The organism is Mycobacterium heidelbergense (genome assembly GCF_010730745.1).
Lineage (GTDB): Bacteria > Actinomycetota > Actinomycetes > Mycobacteriales > Mycobacteriaceae > Mycobacterium > Mycobacterium heidelbergense.
The window spans coordinates 2,857,564-2,877,848 of the sequence record NZ_AP022615.1 but is presented as its reverse complement, the minus strand read 5'-3'; the positions used below and the strand labels follow the sequence as shown (position 1 = coordinate 2,877,848).

General features: G+C 66.6%; 20 protein-coding genes and 1 pseudogene. 7 read left to right on the top strand and 14 right to left on the bottom strand.

Going from position 1 to position 20,285, the window contains the following annotated elements; translation table 11 throughout:
* The first annotated feature begins 116 nt into the window (after nucleotides 1-116).
* The 3 genes from G6N25_RS13625 (at nucleotide 117) to G6N25_RS13615 (ending at nucleotide 3,049) form a co-directional block, all read left to right on the top strand.
* Nucleotides 117-767: a TetR/AcrR family transcriptional regulator gene (locus G6N25_RS13625; RefSeq protein WP_083072169.1), complete on the top strand. Its 651-nt coding sequence runs from the start codon at nucleotides 117-119 to the stop codon at nucleotides 765-767.
* A gap of 198 nt (nucleotides 768-965) precedes the next feature.
* Nucleotides 966-2,168, top strand: a complete 1,203-nt coding sequence (locus G6N25_RS13620) for a cytochrome P450 (RefSeq protein ID WP_083072170.1) — start codon at nucleotides 966-968, stop codon at nucleotides 2,166-2,168.
* 29 nt (nucleotides 2,169-2,197) lie between these two features.
* Entirely contained in the window at nucleotides 2,198-3,049 is an 852-nt protein-coding gene (locus tag G6N25_RS13615; protein ID WP_083072171.1) for a mycofactocin-coupled SDR family oxidoreductase, read from the top strand.
* A 41-nt stretch (nucleotides 3,050-3,090) separates the two neighbouring features.
* On the opposite strand, the gene mdlC is transcribed toward G6N25_RS13615, so the two are convergent.
* Nucleotides 3,091-4,692: a benzoylformate decarboxylase gene (gene mdlC, locus G6N25_RS13610; protein WP_083072172.1), complete on the bottom strand. Its 1,602-nt coding sequence runs from the start codon at nucleotides 4,690-4,692 to the stop codon at nucleotides 3,091-3,093.
* On the opposite strand from mdlC, the pseudogene G6N25_RS24185 reads away from it, so the two are divergent.
* Together G6N25_RS24185 and G6N25_RS13600 are read left to right on the top strand one after the other, a co-directional pair.
* A pseudogene (locus G6N25_RS24185) lies at nucleotides 4,667-5,029 on the top strand (helix-turn-helix domain-containing protein); the annotation flags it as partial. The gene mdlC and the pseudogene G6N25_RS24185 overlap by 26 nt on opposite strands.
* 109 nt (nucleotides 5,030-5,138) lie before the next feature.
* Nucleotides 5,139-5,957 (top strand): SDR family NAD(P)-dependent oxidoreductase, encoded by an 819-nt coding sequence (locus G6N25_RS13600; RefSeq protein WP_083072174.1) that lies wholly within the window; start codon nucleotides 5,139-5,141, stop codon nucleotides 5,955-5,957.
* Here the strand turns inward: G6N25_RS13600 and G6N25_RS13595 are convergent.
* The 9 genes from G6N25_RS13595 to G6N25_RS13555 all read right to left on the bottom strand — a co-directional run bounded on the left by G6N25_RS13595 (nucleotide 5,954) and on the right by G6N25_RS13555 (nucleotide 13,602).
* On the bottom strand, nucleotides 5,954-6,667 hold the full coding sequence (locus G6N25_RS13595) for an SDR family NAD(P)-dependent oxidoreductase (protein WP_083072372.1): 714 nt from the start codon (nucleotides 6,665-6,667) through the stop codon (nucleotides 5,954-5,956). The two genes, G6N25_RS13600 and G6N25_RS13595, sit on opposite strands and share 4 nt — an antisense overlap.
* 82 nt (nucleotides 6,668-6,749) lie before the next feature.
* Nucleotides 6,750-7,040, bottom strand: coding sequence for a hypothetical protein (locus G6N25_RS13590; RefSeq protein ID WP_083072175.1), 291 nt, complete (start codon nucleotides 7,038-7,040; stop codon nucleotides 6,750-6,752).
* Nucleotides 7,041-8,159 carry a M24 family metallopeptidase gene (locus G6N25_RS13585; RefSeq protein ID WP_083072176.1) on the bottom strand — a complete coding sequence of 373 codons (1,119 nt, stop codon included), beginning with the start codon at nucleotides 8,157-8,159 and terminating at the stop codon, nucleotides 7,041-7,043.
* On the bottom strand, nucleotides 8,149-9,393 hold the full coding sequence (locus G6N25_RS13580) for a M24 family metallopeptidase (protein WP_083072177.1): 1,245 nt from the start codon (nucleotides 9,391-9,393) through the stop codon (nucleotides 8,149-8,151). Before G6N25_RS13580 ends, G6N25_RS13585 begins: the two co-directional genes overlap by 11 nt.
* Nucleotides 9,394-9,402: 9 nt before the next feature.
* A complete protein-coding gene (locus G6N25_RS13575) occupies nucleotides 9,403-10,575 on the bottom strand; it encodes an amidohydrolase family protein (protein WP_083072178.1) in 1,173 nt (390 codons plus the stop codon).
* A gap of 21 nt (nucleotides 10,576-10,596) precedes the next feature.
* On the bottom strand, nucleotides 10,597-11,853 hold the full coding sequence (locus tag G6N25_RS13570; protein WP_083072179.1) for a cytochrome P450: 1,257 nt from the start codon (nucleotides 11,851-11,853) through the stop codon (nucleotides 10,597-10,599).
* 1 nt (nucleotide 11,854) lies between these two features.
* The gene (locus G6N25_RS13565) at nucleotides 11,855-12,049 is read right to left on the bottom strand and encodes a ferredoxin (RefSeq protein WP_083072180.1); all 195 of its coding nucleotides are present in this window, start codon (nucleotides 12,047-12,049) and stop codon (nucleotides 11,855-11,857) included.
* A gap of 11 nt (nucleotides 12,050-12,060) precedes the next feature.
* Nucleotides 12,061-12,726 (bottom strand): TetR family transcriptional regulator, encoded by a 666-nt coding sequence (locus G6N25_RS13560; protein WP_083072181.1) that lies wholly within the window; start codon nucleotides 12,724-12,726, stop codon nucleotides 12,061-12,063.
* Between the two features lie 66 nt (nucleotides 12,727-12,792).
* The gene (locus tag G6N25_RS13555; RefSeq protein ID WP_083072182.1) at nucleotides 12,793-13,602 is read right to left on the bottom strand and encodes an SDR family NAD(P)-dependent oxidoreductase; all 810 of its coding nucleotides are present in this window, start codon (nucleotides 13,600-13,602) and stop codon (nucleotides 12,793-12,795) included.
* A 175-nt stretch (nucleotides 13,603-13,777) separates the two neighbouring features.
* Here G6N25_RS13555 and G6N25_RS13550 point away from each other — a divergent pair, with 175 nt between their 5' ends.
* Together G6N25_RS13550 and G6N25_RS13545 are read left to right on the top strand one after the other, a co-directional pair.
* Nucleotides 13,778-14,536 carry an SDR family oxidoreductase gene (locus tag G6N25_RS13550; RefSeq protein ID WP_083072183.1) on the top strand — a complete coding sequence of 253 codons (759 nt, stop codon included), beginning with the start codon at nucleotides 13,778-13,780 and terminating at the stop codon, nucleotides 14,534-14,536.
* Between the two features lie 210 nt (nucleotides 14,537-14,746).
* Complete coding sequence (locus tag G6N25_RS13545) at nucleotides 14,747-16,312, top strand: multicopper oxidase family protein (RefSeq protein ID WP_083072184.1); 1,566 nt, start codon at nucleotides 14,747-14,749, stop codon at nucleotides 16,310-16,312.
* A 5-nt stretch (nucleotides 16,313-16,317) separates the two neighbouring features.
* Here G6N25_RS13545 and G6N25_RS13540 read toward each other — a convergent pair whose 3' ends face one another.
* Genes G6N25_RS13540 through G6N25_RS13525 form a run of 4 tightly spaced genes read right to left on the bottom strand, consistent with a single transcriptional unit; the run spans nucleotide 16,318 to nucleotide 20,283 of the window.
* Nucleotides 16,318-17,139: an alpha/beta fold hydrolase gene (locus G6N25_RS13540; protein WP_083072185.1), complete on the bottom strand. Its 822-nt coding sequence runs from the start codon at nucleotides 17,137-17,139 to the stop codon at nucleotides 16,318-16,320.
* Between the two features lie 11 nt (nucleotides 17,140-17,150).
* Nucleotides 17,151-18,140: a cyclase family protein gene (locus G6N25_RS13535; RefSeq protein ID WP_083072186.1), complete on the bottom strand. Its 990-nt coding sequence runs from the start codon at nucleotides 18,138-18,140 to the stop codon at nucleotides 17,151-17,153.
* The gene (locus G6N25_RS13530) at nucleotides 18,128-18,955 is read right to left on the bottom strand and encodes a coniferyl-alcohol dehydrogenase (protein WP_083072187.1); all 828 of its coding nucleotides are present in this window, start codon (nucleotides 18,953-18,955) and stop codon (nucleotides 18,128-18,130) included. Before G6N25_RS13530 ends, G6N25_RS13535 begins: the two co-directional genes overlap by 13 nt.
* Nucleotides 18,956-18,975: 20 nt before the next feature.
* Complete coding sequence (locus G6N25_RS13525) at nucleotides 18,976-20,283, bottom strand: LLM class flavin-dependent oxidoreductase (RefSeq protein ID WP_083072188.1); 1,308 nt, start codon at nucleotides 20,281-20,283, stop codon at nucleotides 18,976-18,978.
* Nucleotides 20,284-20,285: the final 2 nt, after the last annotated feature.

Below are 20,285 nucleotides of genomic sequence, written 5' to 3'. Positions count from 1 at the left end.
AGAAAGTTACAATCTCGGACACGGGCTGCGTGAAGGGGTCGGGCACAGCTATGGCACGGCGTTCTCCGGTAGAGTCCAACCATGTTCTTCCCACGCGGCAATCGACTGAGCCGCCCGTGACCAGCCCAAGCGAAGAGCCGGCCTGGAAGCAGCGCGCCGTCGAGCGCTCCATCAAGACCGCGAAACTGCGTGCCGCGCAACGTGTTCAGCGTTTCCTCGACGCCGCGCAGGCGATCATCATCGAGAAGGGCAGCACCGACTTTACCGTCCAGGAGGTCGTGGATCGGTCGCGCCAGTCGTTGCGGAGCTTCTACTTGCAGTTCGACGGCAAACACGAGCTGCTGCTCGCGCTGTTCGAGGACGCGCTGAGCCGGTCCGCCGACCAGATCCGCGCCGCCACGGAAAGCCACACCGATCCGCTGCAGCGGCTGAAAGTCGCCGTCGAGCTGTTGTACGAGGCTTCGCGCCCCGACCCAACGGCCAAGCGGCCGCTGTTCACCGACTTTGCGCCGCGGTTGCTGGTCACGCATCCCGCCGAGGTCAAGGTCGCCCACGCGCCGCTGCTGGCGTTGCTCACCGAGCTGATGGAAGCCGCCGACGGCGCCGGCGAGTTGCGCGCCGGCGTCAATCCCAAGCGGGTGGCCGCCATGACCATGCAGACGGTCATGTTCATCGCGCAGTCCAGCGGCGGCTCCGATGACGCGACGGTCCATCCCATCACCGCCGACGAGGTGTGGGACTTCTGCTCACGCGGATTCGTCGGCTAGCACGCCCGGGTCGCCACGAGAGTACTGAGCAAATAGCGCACGCCATTTGCCCCGTGAGAATCGGATTCTCTAGAATTTAGAATCGCAAATAGCCAAAACGGATTCGTCGTTGACACCCGTTGGTGGGTGATGACAGAGTTCACATGCGGCACGACCCGCGGTTCTGGGGGAACGCGGTCCGGCGAGAGGCGATTACCCGTGACAGTCAGCGCGGCCAGCGAAATCTACTTTGATCCCTACGACGTGGGGCTGAACGCTGACCCCTACCCGATGTTTCGGCGGCTGCGCGAGGAGTCGCCGCTGTACTACAACGAGGCGCATGACTTCTACGCGCTGAGCCGGTTCGACGACATCGACGGCGCGCTGGTCGATTTCCAGACCTTCAGCTCGGCGAAGGGCGCGATACTCGAGCTGATCAAGGCCAACATCGCCATTCCGCCGGGCGTGCTGTTGTTCGAGGATCCGCCGATCCACGACGTCCACCGCAAGTTGCTGTCCCGGATGTTCACGCCGCGCAAGATCAACGACCTCGAGCCGAAGATCCGCGAATTCTGTGCTCGCAGTTTGGATCCGCTGGTCGGCACCGACCGGTTCGACTTCGTCGCCGACCTTGGGGCGCAGATGCCGATGCGGGTGATCGGGATGCTGCTGGGCATCCCCGAGGAATACCAGGAGGCCGCGCGCGATCGCGCCAACGCGAATTTGCGTACCGAAGCCGGCAAACCGATGGACGCCACGGCCGAAAACATGATGGACGGCGAGTTTTTCGGCCAGTTCATCGACTGGCGGGCCGAGCATCCCTCCGACGACATCATGACCGAACTGCTGCACGCCGAGTTCGAGGACGAGACCGGGACCGTCCGCCGGCTCCGCCGCGACGAACTCTTGATCTATATCAGCGTGGTGTCCGGCGCGGGCAACGAGACCACCACGCGGTTGATCGGATGGGCTGGCAAGGTGCTGGCCGAGCACCCGGACCAGCGGCGTGAGCTGGCGGCGGACCGGTCGCTGATCCCCGCGGCCATCGAGGAATTGCTGCGTTTCGAACCGCCCGCACCGCACGTCGCCCGCTATGTCACCCGTGACGTCGAGTACTACGGCCAGCGCGTGCCCGCGGGCAGCGTGATGATGATGCTCATCGGTGCGGCCAACCGCGATCACCGCCAATTCCCGCCAGACGGAGACGTTTTCGACATCCGCCGCGAACCACACCAACACCTGACGTTCAGCGTCGGTACCCACTACTGCCTCGGGTCGGCGCTGGCTCGGCTCGAGGGCCGCATCGCGCTCGAGGAGATCTTGAGGCGCTTCCCCGAGTGGGACGTCGACCTTACCGAAGCGAGGCTCTCCCCCACTTCCACCGTGCGGGGATGGGAGACAATGCCGGCCGTTCTCCGCTGAGGCGCGCCGATCAACGAATTGAGGTAGCCATGACTGGACGTGTCGAGGGCAAGGTCGCTTTCATCACCGGGGCGGCGCGCGGTCAGGGCCGCAGCCACGCGGTGCGGTTGGCGCAAGAAGGCGCCGACATCATCGCCGTCGACATCTGCAAGCCCATCCGCGAGGGCATCGTCGGGAACACGGCGATCCCGGCGTCGACGCCGGAGGATCTGGCCGAGACCGCCGACCTCGTCAAGGGCCACAACCGCAGGATCTTCACGGCCGAGGTCGATGTGCGTGACTATGACGCGCTGAAGGCCGCCGTGGACAGCGGTGTGGGGCAGCTGGGCCGGCTGGACATCATCGTGGCCAACGCGGGCATCGGCAACGGCGGTGCGACGCTGGACAAAACCAGCGAAGAGGACTGGACGGAAATGATCGACGTCAACCTGTCGGGCGTGTGGAAAACCGTGAAAGCCGGTGTCCCGCATATCCTGGCCGGCGGCCGCGGGGGGTCGATCGTGTTGACCAGCTCGGTCGGCGGGCTCAAGGCCTACCCGCATACCGGCCATTACGTCGCGGCCAAACACGGTGTGGTGGGGCTCATGCGCGCCTTCGCGGTTGAGTTGGGCCAGCACATGATTCGCGTCAACTCCGTGCATCCCACCCACGTGCGGACACCCATGCTGCACAACGAGGGGACGTTCAGGATGTTCCGCCCGGATCTGGAGAATCCGGGCCCCGACGACATGGCGCCGATCTGCCAGATGTTCCACACCCTGCCGATTCCGTGGGTGGAGCCCGAAGACATCAGCAACGCGGTGCTGTTCCTCGCCTCCGACGAGTCCCGCTACGTCACCGGCGTGACCCTGCCCGTCGACGCGGGCGGCTGCCTGAAATAAGGGGCCAGCGCGACGCCGAATTCCGTGCCGCCCCAATGGATTCAGGCGTCAACGGGGATGGTGCGCGCGTTGATGAGGGTGGGTCGCTCGCGGTCGGCGATGCCGGATTCCACCAGTTCGATGACCTCGTCGGTGGTGCGTGCTTCGTGAGCGTCGACGCCGTAGCTGGCGGCGGTGGCCACGACGTTCAGCCCGGGTAGGTCCAGGCCGGGTACCCCGGCCGTTTTCTCCCACTTGCCGAATTCTTTGAGCACGCCGTATTCGCCATTGGATGCGACCACGATGGTGACCGGGATGCGGTACCGCGCCGCCGTCCACAACGCGGTGATCGCATAGTGCATGGAGCCGTCCCCCATCAACGCCACGACGGGGCGGTCGGGGGCGGCGAGTTGAGCGCCAACGGAGGCGGGCAACCCGAAGCCGAGCCCGCCGCCGGCCGCCGACAAGTGGGAGAACGGCTTGCCGGGCCGGATACCGGTGGTGATCGCCAACTCGTTGCTGCCGGCCTCGCTGACCCAGAGCGTCTCCGGCGGTGCGGCGCGCCCGACGGCCGCCCACAGCGTCTCCGGCTTGAGGGGTGCCTCGGCGTGCTCGACGTCGGGGATCAGCGCACGCGGCGGCGGGGCGGGCCGCCGGCTTGGTGTGGCCGCGGCGAGCAGGGCCTCCGCGGCGCTGCGCAGGTCGGCGATTATCGCGTCCCCGACCGGTGCGCGGGCGGCTTCGTCGGGGTCATTGGTGATGTGGATCAGGTCTGCACCCGGCGGCAGATAGGGGCCGGGAACCTTGGGGTAGTACCGGAATACCGGCGCCCCGATCACCAGAATCAGATCGCGTCCGGTCAATGCTTGGGAGATCCAGCCCGCACCCGGGGGGAGCATGCCCTGATACAGCGGGTGGTTCTCGGGGAACCCGCTCCACCCGGTCAGCGGGGCCGTCCACACCATCGATCGGGTGCGTTCGGCCAATCCGATGACCGCGTCCCATGCGCCGTAGCGCTCGACATCGCCACCCACGATCAACGCCGGTGCGGCCGCGGCTTCCAAGCGCGCGGAGATCTGATCGGCGAGATCCGCTGGAAATCCAACGGCGTGGGTCACTTTCCGGGCGGACACCGCGGCGATGTCGGCGGCCTGGGTGTCATCGAGTTCTGCTTGCAGGTCGTCCATCGGCAAGGAGACGAACACCGGGCCCGTCGGCGGTGTGGTCGCCAGGTGGATGGCATGGGCGAGGACGGCAGGGGTCTCGCTGGCGATCGCCGGTTCGGCCGCCCATTTCACGAAAGGCTTTGGCACCGTGGTGGCTTCGATGTTGGTCAGCAGGCAGTACTGGTTTTGCATGAAGCGGCGCTGGTTTCCCGCCGTGACGATCAGCGGGGTTTTGTTGACGAATGCGTTGTACAGCGCGCCCTGGGCGTTGCCCATGCCCGGCGCGGTGTGCAGATTCACGACAGCGGGGCGGCCGGTGATCTGCGAATAGGCGTCGGCCATTCCCGCCGGCACCATCTCCTGCAGGCCCAGCAGGTAACGGAAATCATCCGGAAAGTCCTCCAACAGGGTCAGCTCCGATGAACCGGGGTTGCCGAACCACGTGGTCAGACCGTGCGATCGAAACAGGTCGATGGTTGCTTGCCTAACGGTGCTCATGGCGGGTCCTGTCTGTCCGGGCTCGATGTGTTCGGAGGATCGTCGCGCGGGGATTGGCTCTGGACATTGCCTATCGTCAGCCGCGCCGCGCGAAAGCACAACTGCCAGCGGCCCAATATCGCCCGCCGAGTTGCGCACATGCACACAGCTCGTTGCCGTGCGCGTACAACTGGTCTTCCCAACCCGAGCAGTTCCGTTCGGGCGATGCTCGGGCGGCTGCAAATGCTGGTCGTGTTCGCCGACGAAGCCGGCCGCAGAATTGGTTGTCCACCGCAACGCCCTGCTTTACCGCATCAAGCGGATCCAGAAGCTGACCGGCCTCGATCTACTGAACCCGTCGACCAGAGCCTGGTCTACCTCGCGGCCCTGTGGACCCGGATCAATCCTCCACCGACCGCAGTGGTCGAATGACGGTAGTGCGACGACAACCCGGGGTGCTTATCTTTATGAACACATTCGAAGGACGCTCGGCGGTCATCACCGGCGGTGCGAGCGGCATCGGCTTGGCCACCGCCGCCGAGTTCGCGCGCCGGGGAGCCCGTCTGGTGCTCGCCGACGTCGATCAGCCCGCGCTGGACCAGGCCGTGTCGCGGTTGCGCGGCGACGGGGTTGACGCGCACGGTGTCGTCTGCGACGTCCGGCACCTGGACCAGGTGGTGCACCTCGCGGACGAGGCTTTCCGCCTTCTCGGCCATGTCGACGTCGTGTTCAGCAACGCCGGCATCGTTGTCGCGGGCCCGATCGCGCAGATGACGCACGAGGACTGGCGCTGGGTGATCGACATCGACCTGTGGGGCTCGATCCATGCCGTCGAGGCGTTCGTGCCGCGGTTGCTCAAGCAGGGTACGGGCGGGCACATCGCGTTCACCGCGTCCTTCGCCGGGCTGGTGCCCAACGCCGGCCTTGGGGCGTACGGCGTTGCCAAATATGGTGTCGTCGGCCTGGCCGAGACGTTGGCCCGCGAGCTCAAGGACAACGGCATCGGCGTGTCGGTGCTCTGCCCGATGGTGGTCGAGACCAGGCTGGTCTCCAACTCCGAACGCATCCGCGGCGGGGTGTCGTCCACGCCTGAGGCGTTCGGGCCGCTGCCGGCGCAGGACGACAGCCTGGGCGTGGACGACGTCGCCCGGCTGACGGCCGACGCGATCCTGGCCAACCGCTTGTACGTCCTGCCGCACGAGGCCGCCCGGGCCTCAATCCGCCGCCGGTTCGAGCGCATTGATCACACATTCGACGACCAGGCCGCCGAGGGGGGGAAGCACTAGTTCGACGGCCCGAGCCGGTAGTTCCCGGTCTGCGGGTCGCGATACCAGCCGCCGGCTGCATGGGTACCGCCGTCGACATGCAGCGTCTGCCCGGTCAGGTAAGCCGACATGTCGGAAGCGAGAAACACTGCGACACTGGCGATCTCGTCGACGTGACCGGGGCGCCCCAGCGGCACGATATTGCCCACGCTGCCCGCCGCGTCGCCGCTGAGCTGTGCCAGCCCTTCGGTGAGCGTGATGTCGGGCGCTATCGCGTTGACGCGAATGCCGTGGGGAGCCAGTTCCAGGGCCGCGGTCTTGGTGTAGTTGATGACGCCCGCCTTGGCCGCCGCGTAGGCGGCGTAGCAGGGCGCGGCGCGCACGCCTTCGATCGACGTCACGGAGATGACGCTACCGGGCAGGTTTACCGACACCAATTGCCGCGCGATTCGCTGGGTGCACAGCAGCACGTGGCGTAGGTTGGCCTTATACAGTGCATCCCAACCGTTTTCGCTGGTGTCCAGCAGCGGTGAGGGGAACACGCCGCCGGCGTTGTTCACCAGAATGGTGGCGGGTCCGAGTTCGGCGGTGGTGCGCTGCAGCGCGGCGTCCACCTGGCCGCCGTCGCGGACATCGGTCACGACTCCCAGCGCACCAATGGATTCCGCGGCCTGCGCGCAGGTCTGCGGGTCGCGCTCCCAGATCGCCACCTCGGCACCGAATGCGGCCATGCCGATCACCCGCGAGCAGACGCAGAGTCGCACGCGCGCGGCACGCGGCGTGCGACTCTGCGTCTGCTCACCCGGTGCGGGATCATGCCGGCGAGTGGCCGATGACCCCGTCGGCTTCCAGGTCGGCGATCTCCGGGGGCGTCAGGCCGGGCCCGGCGGACAATCTCATCGGCACGGTGCTGAGCTTAGGCCGGCCGTTGACGGGGTGTTCGACTTCTTCGAAGAAACCGCGAAACGCCAGCTGCTCCAGCTCCGTGGCGCCGCCGTCGGCGAGCAGCTTGGTGCAGTATGCCACCGCTATTCCGGTCGACAGGTCGACAACCTTGTAACCGGCTAGCGGCGGCGCGTCCGGTTCGGGCCGCAGATCACCCATTCACGGCCGCCATGAGGGACTGGAGGTCAGCACGTCGGGGCCGTCATCGGTGATGAGGACGGCCTCACGCCCGAAGACCGCTCCCACTCCCGGTTCCCAGACATAGCCGGTCACGGCCAGCACCATGCCCGGTTCCAAGCGTTCGTCGGCCGCGCTGCGGGGTAGGTGCTGGGAGACGACGGGCGGGTCGAAGCCCATGCCCAGACCCCGGGCCACCGGCATCGGCGGCGCCGGTTCCCCGGCGGCTCCGTAGGCGGCCAGCAGCCCGTCGGCGGTGGCTCCCGGCTGGCATGCGTCCAACAACTCGGACCACAAGCCCGCCCAGCGCCGATAAAGGCCGGCGACGCCGCCGGCCTCACCCGCGGGCCAGGTCCGGCCCACCTCGCCGATGTAGCCACCGGCGAGCACGCCGGCCGAGAAGGCCACCAGGTCACCGTCTTTCACGCTCCCGTCGCCGTTGGGCCGCCGCCACAGGTGATCACGCGAAGTCACCCACGCGACATCCTGATTCGACGGGGTGCTCACACCGCCGGCCGCCAGGGCCTCCAGCAGCACGCCGGCCAGGGTCTGTTCGCTTACCCCGGGCCGCAGCCCGGACACCGCGGCCGCCAGGCCCGACTCGGCCACCGCGATCGCCTCCCGCAGTGCGGTCACTTCCTCGGCCGTCTTGATGCGGCGGGCGGCGCGCAGGGCGAGTTCCCCGTCAACCAGCTCCGCGTTGGGAAACGCGGTCGGTAGCAGCTGCGCGAAAACCGGTGACAGCGCGTCGGTTCCGACGCGGCGGGCGGTGGCCGCACCGTCGATGCGTCGCAGCGCCGAGACGGTGTTGGTCGGATTCCACGAGATGCCATACAGGTTCTCGTGGGGAATGTCGTCGGGCACGCCTTCGTCCCAGGTGCTGAGCAGATGGACCGCGCCGGTCGCCCGCACCAGCACGCAGGTCGGGCCGAACGGCCGCGTCCCGGCCACCCACAGCTGCGGTGCGCCGGCGATGTAGCGGACGTTGGCTTGCCGGCCTACCACCAGGACATCGAGGTCGTGCGCGGCCATCTGCTCCAGTGCACGCTGGCGGCGACCCAAGCGCAGTGCGCGAGCGTCAGGGCAAACTTCAACTGACATAGGAGCCATAGGGGTCATAGGGGTAGTTGGTCAACCGTGTCCAGCCTTCCTCGGTGATCACCAGGACCTCTTCGCTGCGATAGCCGCCGGTGCCGTCCTCCCACACCACCGGCTCCAGGACCAGCACCATGCCCGGTTGGAGTACGTACTTCTCGTCGAACTCGTCGCCGAGATCGGTCCCGATCATGGGCATTTCGGCCGCGTTAACGCCGATGCCGTGGCCCAGGTAGAAGTGCGGCAGCCACGGCCGGCTCCCGCCGTTGGCCGCGGTCGCCGCCCTGCCCAGGTCGGCTGCTGTGACGCCGGCCCGGGCGACGTCGAGGACGGCGGTCATGATGTCGGACCATTTGTCGAACTGCGCCTGCTGGCGCGGTGTCGGATCCCGGCCGACGATCCAGGTGCGTCCGAAGTCGGAGCAGTAGCCGCGGTAGGTGATGCTGACGTCGGTCCACAACACGTCGCCTTCGGCCAATTCGCGTTCGGTGGTCAGCAGCGGCAACGCCAGGTCTCCGTGCGTCGTCCACACACCGTCGGCCTTGCTCTGTGGCATCACCTGCCAGATGGGTTCGAGCATGCTGGCCGTGGCACCCAATTCGAAGGCCTGCCGCAAAAAGCTTGCCGACAGGTCGATCTGGCGGATGCCGGGTGCCAGACGCTTGTGGACTTCGACCATCGCCTCGTCGGTGATCCGGATGGCGGTGCGCAGGCACGATAATTCGTCCTGGGTTTTGATCGCCTTGGCGGCGCTGACGATCGCCGCCGCGTCGACGGGAGCGCCGCCGGGAAACAACAGCTTCGCCGCGCGCGACATGGCACCGGTGCACTCGTCGACCGCAATCGTCGCCCCGGCCGGAATCAGGCCGGCCAGCAGTCGGGCGAAATCCTCTACGCCCTCGTCGAATTCGAGGTAGACCGGGCCGTGCAGGTGATCGGCGGGCAGGTCCGACTCCTGCGAGGCGCCCTCGCGGAACGGCAGGAACAGGTGCGGCGATTCGTCGGCGGCGACCACCACGGCCACCGGCCGCTCGACGTAGGACAGCCCGGCATCGCCCAGCGGCCAGCTGGTCCCGGTGGCGTAGACCACGGCGCTGTTGCCCAGCAGGATCATCGCGTCGACGCCGCGGTCGGCCATCGCCGAGCGCAGCCGCGCCCCGGTCTCGCGACGCATGCGCGGCAGGTCGGGTGTTTCGGGGATCTCGATCGCGGGCGACGGCGGCTGCGCGAATGTGGTCATCTAAGCGCCTTACAAGCCAAGGAATTCCGTGATGTTACCGCTGACGATCCGCGCCGCATCGGCCGGACCGACGGCGTCGACGACGGCGGCCAACGACTTCTCGGAGTAGCCGTATGTGCTTTCGTTGTGCGGGTAGTCGCTGGACCACATCACCTTGTCGACCCCGATCCTGTCGATCAGCTGCAGACCCAGGGGGTCGACCATGAAGGACGCGCTCATGTGGGTGTCCCAGTAGTAGCGCACGTCGTGCTCCAGCGGCCGGTTGAACATGTGCTGATAGGACGCCACCAGGTGTTCGGCGTCTTGCAGCGCCCATGGAACCCAGGAGATCCCGCCTTCGAACCATCCGATGCGCAGGCGCGGGTGTCGATCGAGGATTCCGCCAAAGATGTACTTGGAGAACGTCTCCCGGAATCCGTCGATGTTGATCATCATGCCGACGACGACGCTGTTGAACTCGCATGGGCTCTTCGGTGGGGTTTCCCCGATGTGGTGGGTGACCGGCAGGCCGGAGGCTTCGATCTCGTCCCAGACGGCGCTCATCGACGTGTTCGCGTAGTCGATCGGGTTGCCGTCGTCGTCCTTGCCCGGGTTCAGCGGCATCAGGAACGTCTTGAGCCCCAACGATTTCAGCTCGTCCAGTGTTCGCCTGGTGCCCTGCGGGTCCCACCAGTTGATCAGCCCGGCACCGTAGAAGTGTCCGGCCGAGCGTTCCTGCAGCTCCGCGATGTACTCGTTGTAGATCCGGAATGTGAGCTCGCGAAGTTTCTTGTCCGGGTAGTGAAAGAGCGCCAGCACCGCGTTGGGGAAGGCCAGTTCTTTGTCGACGCCGTCCTCGTGCAGCTCCCGGATCCGGGCCTCGATGTTGGTGCTCGCGGCCCCGGGCAGATCGTCGTACTGCATCAGCACCGCGCTGAAGTCGCCCGGCAAGAACGACTGCCCCTTGCGCCCGACCTGGTAGGCGCCGTCCTCGTACCAGATCCGCGGGGCCTTGTCCTTGAGGTCGTCGGGGAAGCGTTCGTAGAAGATGTCGTCGGCCAGGGAAATGTGGTTGTCGGCGGAGAAAACGACGGTTCCCTCCGGCAGGCCCACGTTGCTGCCGGTGGCGTGGCCACGGCGATCCTTCGGCGCCCCAAAGCCTCCCGGCGGATAGAGCGAAACGGTGTGTGTTTGAGTCGTCATCATTGACCCTCCATTCGGGGTTTACCAGGTCACCGGCAGTTCGTAGACGCCGTAGGCGAGCCGGTCGTGTTTGAATGGCACGTCCTCGATCGGGATGCCCAGCGCCAGCGTGGGGACGCGACGAAACAGCGTGCGGTAGACGATCTGGAGCTCCGCGCGGGCAAGCTGCTGCCCCACGCATTGGTGCCTGCCGTAGCCGAAGGCGACGTTGCGATCGGCCCCCGACCGGTGTAGGTAGAGCCGATCCGACTCGGTGAAGGCGTGCGAATCCCAGTTCGCCGGGGCCAGATCGATAATGATGCCTTCGCCGGCGCGGATGACCTCTCCGGCGATGGCGATGTCTTCGAGGGCCACGCGACGCTGTCCGTTCTGGATGATGCTGAGGTAGCGCAACAGTTCCTCGACGGCGTTGGCGACGATCTTGGGGTCTTCGGCGTCGCGGATGACGGCCAACTGGTCCGGGTTTCCCAGCAGGGCGAGCACGCCGAGCCCGATCATGTTGGAGGTCGTCTCGTGCCCGGCGATCAGCAGTCCGGTGCCCAACTGCGCGGCCTCTTTCACGCTGAGCTCGCCGGCCCTGACCCGTTCGGCCAGGTCGGATACCGCATCTGGCGCAGAATCCGGAGCCGGGTTTTCCATCTTGGCCTCGACCAGGCGAGCCAGGTACTTGTGCAGGCTCACCGCGCCTTTCACGGTGTCCTCACCGGTCGCATAGCGCGCGAGCCCGACGTTGGCGTGGTGCTGGAACATCTCGGCGTCCTCATAGGGCACCCCGAGCAGCTGGCTGATCACCAGCGACGGCACCGGCAGGGCCAGCGCGGTGACGAGGTCGGCGGGCTGCGGTCCGGCGAGTATCGCGTCGATGTGGTCGTCGGTGATCTGCTGGATGGTCGGGCGCAAACCCTCAACCCGCCTGAACGTGAAGGGCTTCGACAACATCCGCCGGAATCGCGTGTGCTCTTCGCCGTCGGAGGTGAAGACCGACCGCGGGCGCTTGTGCACCGTGGCCAGCATGCCCGCGTTCCAGTGCGGAAACCCCGGCGTGCGGTCGTCGACGCTGACCCGCGAATCGGAAAACAGTTCCCGCACTTGCTCGTAGCCCGTGATGAGCCACGGTGTGCTGCCGTCCCAGATCCGGACCCTGGACAGCGGCTTGGATTCGGCCAGTGCCATGACGTCCGGTGGCGGGGCGAACGGGCAGCCCGCGTTCCTGGCCATCGGATACTCCGGGATCTCGGAAGCCGCCTCGGTCGCGGTGCTCGTCAGTGTGTCCGACATTTCATTCCTCGATATAGATGGCCTGCGCCGGGCATGCCGCGGCGGCTCGGCGTGCGCCCTCGGCCTGATCGGGCGGCGGGTTCGCATTGAGCAGGACGACGACGCCGTCCTCGTCACGCTGGTCGAAGACGTCGGGCGCGTTCATGACGCAGTTTCCCGATGATGCGCACACGTTTTGGTCGACAGTCACTTTCATCTGGAGAGCCTTCACTCGTATGGCGTCACGGGCGCCAACCACAGGCCCGCGATCGCGTCGATGAGGCCGGATGCCGCAGCGCGCCAAGATGTTTGGTGTATCGATGGACCCGCCGACAGTGCGCGTTCGCGGTCGGCGCAGGTGTGCATCAGCAGGTTGCGGGCCATGATGTTGCGTTCGAAACGGACCTCGGCCGGCAGGTTGGGCAGGCAGCTGTTGATCCCGTCGACGACCTGAACCAGCGATGGCGAGCTGAGCGCGCCCTTGACGATGATGTTGTAGTAGGCCGGGTCGGTCATCGCCTGCGCCGCGAAGCGCGCGTACCAGGTGGGCGACCCATCACGGCCGAGATCCGCCAGATGGTCGGTGAGTGGGCGCACCAGGCAGGCCACCCAGTCCCGCATTCCGGCGGAATCGTCCAACTCGTCCACCATGCGCTCGCGAAGCCGTTCGACGGGCCCACGGTGCTTCTCCTCGATGGCGCGCACCAGGTCGGCCTTGGTACCGAAGTGGTAACCGACCGCGGCGTTGTTGCCCTGGCCGGCGGCCTCGCTGACCTGCCGGTTGGACACCGCGAACATGCCGTGCTCGGCATACAGCCGCTCGGCGGCCACCAGGATCGCCTCCTGGGTCGAGCTGGCCCGCTCGGTGCGAACGGTCCTGCCTGCCGTGGTCATTGGACCAGTCAACCGCGCCCGCGATTTTAAGTCAAGTGCTTGATTTAAGTCGTCCGGTCCCGGACGTCATTCCTTGCGTTTGGACCTGATCGCCTTGCCCGCGACCGTGCCCCCGTCGACCGGCAACACGGTTCCGGTGACATAGCGTGACCGGTCGCTGGCGAAATACAGTGCCGCCTCGGCGATGTCGGCGGGCGTGCCCTCGCGCTTCAGCGGCCGGTCGGCCCGCATCGTCTCGCGGATGCGCTCCTCGTACCGCTCGAGCTGCTCGGCATCCATGTTCGTCGCCGACGTGGCCAGCAGCGGCGTGGGTATGTTGCCCGGTGCGATCGCGTTGACCCGAATCTCGTGGTATGCCAACTCGATTGCCGCGGACTTGGTGAACTGGATGACCGCCGCCTTGGACGCGCGGTAGGTCATCACGCCGCCGCCGGCCTGGATTCCGCCGATCGAGGTCATGTTGATGATCGATCCGCCGCCGTGGGCGGCCATGTGCCGGGCGGCGTCTCGGGTACCCGCCATCACCCCCAGCACATTGACCGCCATGATGCGGTGGAAGTCGGCCAGGTCGTCGTCGAGAAACCGACGATGCATGGTGCCCGAGACCCCGGCGTTGTTCACCATGACGTGCAGACCGCCGAACCTTTCGACGGCCGCGGTCACCAGCGCCGCGACCTGGTCGGGATCGGAAACGTCCGCCCGCCGGAAAAAGGCGTCGGGTCCCAGCGCCGCCGCGAGCGCCTCGCCGCTATCGCTTTCGACGTCGGCGATGACGACCCGCGCGCCCTCGGCCACAAACTTTTCCACCGTGCCGCGGCCGATGCCCGAGGCCCCGCCCGTGACGATGGCTACCTTGCCCGCCAACTCGTTGACCACAGGACGAGTTAATCGGCGTGGGCCCTGTTAAGTCAAGCAATTGATTTAAGGGGGTGTTGACCGTACTTCGGGGTGCGGCCGCGCGCTGACGACAAACGTCCACGGGTTCCGAGCGGCGAGCATGAGCGCGATGATGAAGTCACCAGTTCGGCGCGGACCTCGGGAGGGCTCGATTATGAAGATCTTGGTTATCGGCGGCACCGGACTCATCGGCTCGCGGGTCATCGCCAACCTGACCGGGCTGGGGCACGAGGCGCTCTCAGCCTCGCCGCGGTCGGGTGTCGACGCCGTGACCGGCGAGGGGCTCGCCGACGCCGTGGCGGGTGCGCACACGGTGGTGGACGTCTCGAACTCGCCGTCCTTCGAAGACGAACCGGTCATGCACTTCTTCACCGCCTCGACCAGAAACCTTCTCGACGCGGAGCGCGCGGCCGGTGTGCGGCAGCACGTCGCGCTGTCGATCGTTGGTGCCGACCGCGCCCGGGAGAGTGGCTACATGCGCGCCAAGTGCGCCCAGGAAAAGCTGATCGAGGAGTCGGGATGCCCGTATTCGATCGTGCGGGCAACTCAATTCTTCGAATTCGTCGACGCGATCGCCGATTCGGCAACCGACGGCAACACGGTTCGCCTGCCGCATGCGGCCTTCCAGCCCATCGCCGCCGAGGACGTCGCCACCGCCGTCACCCGCGCGGCAATCGGGCAGCCGCGCAATGGCATCATCAACATCGCCGGCCCGGAGAAATCGGGCATGGACGACTTCATCCGGACCCGATTTGCGGCAACCGGCGATCGACGCGAGGTGGTGACCGACCCCGAGGCCCGCTACTTCGGTGCGGTGCTCGACGACCACAGCATCGTTCCGGTCGATGCCGACGACGCGACGATCTACCCAACCCGCTTTGGCGATTGGGTCGCCTCCCACCCGCAGTCATGAGCTGGCGGACGCCGAGTCGGTGAATCCGCTTGTGCGGCAGCGCGACAAGATCGACGTCATCGCGTCACCGGCTCGACACCGCACGGCTCACCTTCCCGACGCTCAATGCACGCCCGGGCGCTACCTGGTTGCGCCAGCACTTGCGATCCGGCTAACGGCCGAGCACGGTATAAAGCGCCGGGGGCGAATAACCGACGCGAGGAGCGAGCAATGCCAGGGCTACCGACAAGCGGGGTCCCCTTCGACAGGACGCGGCTCACCCGGCGTGGCTTCATGGCCGCCGGCATCGCCGGCGGATTGACCCTGGCGGCTTGTAGCCAATCCACGTCTCAGGTGTCGAGCGCCGCCGCCCAAATGGCCGCCGCCATCGCCGCGGCCGAGGCGGCCCGGCCGCACAGCGGGCGCACCGTGACCGCCAGCCTGACACCCCAACAGACACAAATCGATCTGGGCGGACCGGTCGTCCGTACGTTTGCGTTCGGCAACACCATTCCCGGACCGCTGATCCGCGCCAACATCGGTGATGAGCTTGTCGTCAACGTCACCAATCGGCTCGACCGTCCGACATCGGTGCATTGGCACGGCATCGCCCTGCGCAACGACATGGACGGCGCCGCGCCCGCGACGCCCAACATCGATGCCGGCCAGGACTTCACCTACCGGTTCTCCGTGCCGAATCCGGGCACCTACTGGGGCCATCCGCACACCGGTCTCGACGCCGACAAGGGTCTCTACCTGCCCCTCATCGTCGACGATCCGACCGAGGGCAACTATGACGCCGAATGGGTTGTCATCCTTGATGATTGGACCGACGGCGCCGGAAAGAGCCCGGAACAGATCTACGCCGAATTGACGAGCCCGAACAAACCCAGGACGCGGAACATGTCCCCGCCCACATCCACGAGCTCCACGACCAGCGCGACGACACCGGGGGCGGCGATGCCGGAAGGCGGCGTCGGCGACAGCGACCTGCTCGGCGGCGACGCCGGAGACATCGCGTATCCGTACTACCTGATCAACGGCCGAATTCCGGCGGCCCCCACCACGTTCAACGCGAAGCCGGGCCAACGAATCAGGATCCGGTTCATAAACACCGGCTCCGACACCACATTTCGCGTCGCCCTGTCCGGGCACTCGATGACCGTCACCCATACCGACGGCTTCCCCGTGGTGCCCACCCAGGTCGACGCGTTGCTCATCGGCATGGCGGAGCGCTACGACGTCGTTGTGACCGCCGCCGACGGCGTCTTCCCGCTGGTCGCGCTCGCCGAAGGAAAGAACGACCTGGCACGCGCGCTGTTTTCCACCGGGGCGGGCAGCCCACCCGACCCGGGCTTCCAACCGGCCGAACTGACCAAGCGGGTGGGCACCGTCGAAATGTTCACCGCCACAACACCCGTGAACTTGGGTCGGCCGCAGCCGGACCTCAACCTCCAGGTCCTCCTGGGCGGCAACATGATGCAGTACAACTGGATGATCAACGGCAAGCCCTACAGCGAGACGGATCCGCTGCACGTCCGACAGGGCCAACGGCCCACCATCACATTCGACAACCCAACGATGATGTATCACCCGATTCACCTACACGGCCACACTTTCCAGGTGCTCAAGGCCGACGGTAGTCCCGGTGCGCGCAAGGACACAGTCATCGTACTGCCCAAGCAGAAAATCCTCGCCGTGCTGGTCGCCGACAACCCGGGCTTGTGGATGTTACACTGCCACAACGGTTATCACCAAGAGGCCGGCATGCAGACCAGGCTGGATTACGCCTTCTAAGACCCTCAGACGGCCGCGAAAAAGTCGAGCAGCAGCTGGTTGACCGTCGAGGACTGCTCGATCTGCGGGCAGTGGCCGGCCTCGCCGACCACTGCCGAGCGGGCGCCCTCGATTTGTTTGGCTATCTGAGCGGCCCAGCCGGACGGGAGGAGCTTGTCGTCTCCCCCCTCGATGACGAGCGTTGGCACGTCGATGCGCTCGTACGCTCGTGTGCTCGAGGGAGCCGAAGACGGTTTGGCATCGGGGCGGCGAAATCGGGCCGCGGCCACGGCCTCCCACGCGCCGGGCGCGATGCTCGACTCATAGCGGCGGCGCACGTAGTCCTCGTCTGCCGGGTAACCGGGGTCGTAGAACAGCGCCTCGACGATGCGCCGCATCGCCGGCAGGGTCGCGTCGTACTGCTGGAGCGCGTCGAAATGCCGGTTCTGTTGGATCTCGCCGCCTCCACAGAGGATCACCAGGCTGCGGAGTGGCAGCCGCGGCGTATCCGAGGTGGCGTCGGTGAGCAGGTTGATGGCGCCCATCGAGTTGCCGGCGAAGTGGGCCGAGCCGATACCAAGCACCTCACAGAAGCGAGCCACATGCCGGATCCGCATGCCGCGGCCGTCGACGAAGTCGACGACCTTCGCCGACTGCCCGAACCCCAGCTGGTCCGGCGCCAGCACTCGGTAGCGCGTGGCGAGGGCGGCGATGTTACGTTCCCAGCCGAGTTCGGCGCTGGCACCGAACTCGCCCCCGTGCAGCAGCACCAGAGGCTCGCCTTCGCCCGCCTCCAGGTAACTGGTGACCAGGCCGTCGACCAGCTTCGTCTTGTGGCGAATCTCCACGCCCGCCTTCTCTACTTGATCGCGATCGGGTTCACCGGTGAACCCACGGCGCCAACGAATCTCAACGGCGGCGCGACGAGCTGGAAGTCGTAGACGCCGTCGGCGGCGCAGTCGGCCGCCAGCGCGGCGAGGTCCCAATACTCGCCCAGCATCAGCCCCATGTCGCGCAGGCAGAGCAGGTGGAAGGGCAAGAACACACCCTCGACATCGGACACCTGGTCTTCGACCTGGAGGTTGTCGGAGGCGACCGCCGCGACCTCGTGGTCGTGCAGCCACGAGGCGCATCGCCAGTCCAGCCCGGAGTAGGGTTCGGTTTTGTTGCCGGTCATGAGAAACCGCGTCCACCAGCCGGTTCGGATCAGCACGATGTCGCCCCGCCCGACCGTCACGCCCTGCGCGCGAACGACGTCGTCCAATTCTTCGGGAGTGATCGGGTTGCCGTGCTCCAGGAAGACGTCGGCGCCACGATGGCGAACAAGGTCCAGCAGCACGCCGCGCGAGGTGATGCCCTTGACGTCGACCTTCTCGATGCCGCAGTGGTAGGCCCCCATGCTGGTGACCGAACCCGCCGGGAAGCCGTTGTAGAGCTTGTCGTCGTAGTAGACGTGGGACAGCGCATCCCATTGGGTGGCCGCCTGCAACGGCATGATGATCATGTCGTCGTTGAACCGGAACAGGTTGTCGACGAGGTAGCCGCCCATCTGCTGCGCCCCCGGGTTGCGCGCCCAGCTGGGCCCGTACTGCGCCAGCGTGTTCACGTCGCCGCCGTCGACCGTCATGACGTGCACCGGATTGTGCCGAAAGCCGAAGGCGCCCTGCGGACCTGACGAGCCGAAGTCCACGCCGAGCGGAAACACCTTCCCGTGCCGGACCAGGCTTGCGGCTTGCGCGACCTTGTCCGCGGTGATGAAGTTCAGCGTGCCCAGCTCGTCGTCAGCTCCCCACCGTCCCCAGTTGGAGACGTCGCGAGCGACCCGCCGAAAGTCAGTCACATTGGCCACGGTGCACCTTCCTCGAGTTCACGGGCGATCGCGGCCCCCACGTTTCCACCGTCGACCCACAAGACCTGACCCGAAATGTAGCTGGCCGCAGCGCTGTTCAGAAAGAGAAGAACCGAGGCCTGTTCGGCGGGGCCGGCAACGCGGCCCAATGGCTTGGGTATGTCGTCGAGGAAGCCCTGCCCATACGCGGTCCGCAGCTGATCGAGAATCGGGGTTTCGGTGACGCCGGGGCCGGTGCAGTTGATGCGGATGCCCCGCGCGCCGAGCGGGGTGGCGTTGCGCATGGTGTACAGGATGATGGCCTCCTTGGATAATTGGTATCCGCCACCGGCCAGCGCATCGGGGTGGGCGTGACACCAGTCGATACCGTCCTGCATCGTCTCGGTGTTCAGCAGGGGTGCCACCGCCCGCATATGTTCGCGGTACGCCGCCGCCGCGAGCGACGACACGCTGACGATCGACGACCCCGCGGGCATCTTCGGGATCAGCGCCTCGGTGACATGCCGCAGGCCCAGGAAGTTGATGGCGACGACCAGCGGCGGGTCACCGATCCCGGAAGAGACACCTGCCACGTTGAACAGCGCATCGACCGGCCCGCCGACGCTCTCCGTCGCGTGATCGATCGACGCCGGATCGGCGAGGTCGACCTCATGGAATTCGTTGATCTCGAAGGGCGGCCGGCGCTTGTCCAAGCCGATCACCTCGGCCCCCAGTTCGGTGAGCTGGCACACCACCTGTTGGCCGATGCCCGACGCACACCCGGTCACCACCGCGCGGCGACCGTCGTAGCGCCATAGATCGTCGATTCGTGCCAACGCTCAATCCGCTTCCGGTATCACGTGCGCTGCTCCTGTTCCCTGGCGCGCTGCGCGGCCTGGACGCGGCCCTCGTTGATCTCCGCCATGGCCTCGGGGATCTCGCTGGCGGTGAACTTACCGCCCCGGCCGGTGGGCAGGCCGCCGAAGGAGTAATTCTCGTCGAATGCCGGCGCGGCCGATTCTGGCCGGCGCGCCTCGACCTTCTCGATGACGGGCGCCAGCCGCGCGGCCTTGTCGGCCACCGCCTTCTCGTCGCGCTCGATGAACTCCGGCAGCACCTCTTTGCCCATCAGCTCGATGGATTCCATGGTGCCCTCGTGGCTGCGCGGATTGAGCAGCAGGATGATCTCGTCGACGCCGCTTTCTTCGTAGCCGCGCAGGAATTCACGCACGGTGGCCGGGGATCCGATCGCGCCGCGCCCGGGGCCGTAGGCCAGCGTCGGGTCCTTCTCGACCTCTTCGAGGTAGCGCTTCCACACTCCGGTCCGTCCGGGTGTGTGCACACCGGTCATGTAGTAGTGCATGATGCCGAACGAGAAGAACCCGCCGCCCTGCCCGAGGCGTTGCAGCGCCTGCTCGTCGGTCTTGGCGACCATCATCGACAGGTCGCCGCCGATGGCCAGGATGTTCGGGTTGATCTTCGGGGTGACCGGCACGCCGTTCTCCTCGAATTCCTTGTAGTATCCGTTGACCCGCTCGGTGAGCGGTCCGGGACCGGTGTAGGCGAAACTTAGTGCGCCGATGCACTTTTGGGCGGCCATCTGAACGCTGGCCGGGCGCGTGCAGGCGACCCAGACCGGTGGGTGCGGTTTCTGCATCGGCTTGGGAATGACATTGCGGGCCGGCATCTGGATGTGCTCGCCCTTGAAGCCGGTGAAGGGCTCCTCGATCATGCACCGGATCGCGACCTCGAGGGCCTCTTCCCACTGGGCGCGCTTGTCGGCGGGGTCGATGTTGAATCCGCCGAGTTCACCGACGGAGGAGGATTCGCCGGTGCCGAACTCGACCCGCCCGTCGGAGATGAGGTCGAGGGTGGCGATGCGCTCGGCCACCCGGGCGGGGTGATTGACGGCGGGCGGCAGGTGCATGATGCCGAATCCCAGCCGGATGTTCTTGGTCCGCTGGCTGGCCGCGGCCAGGAACATTTCCGGCGCCGTCGAGTGACAGTATTCCTCCAGGAAGTGATGCTCGGTGAGCCAGACGCTGGAGAAGCCGGCCTTGTCCGCGGCCTCCACTTCATCCAGGCAGTCGTGCAGCATGATCCGCTCGTCGTCGGGCGCCCAGGGGCGGGGCAGGGCGAACTCGTAGAACAGTGAGATTTTCATCG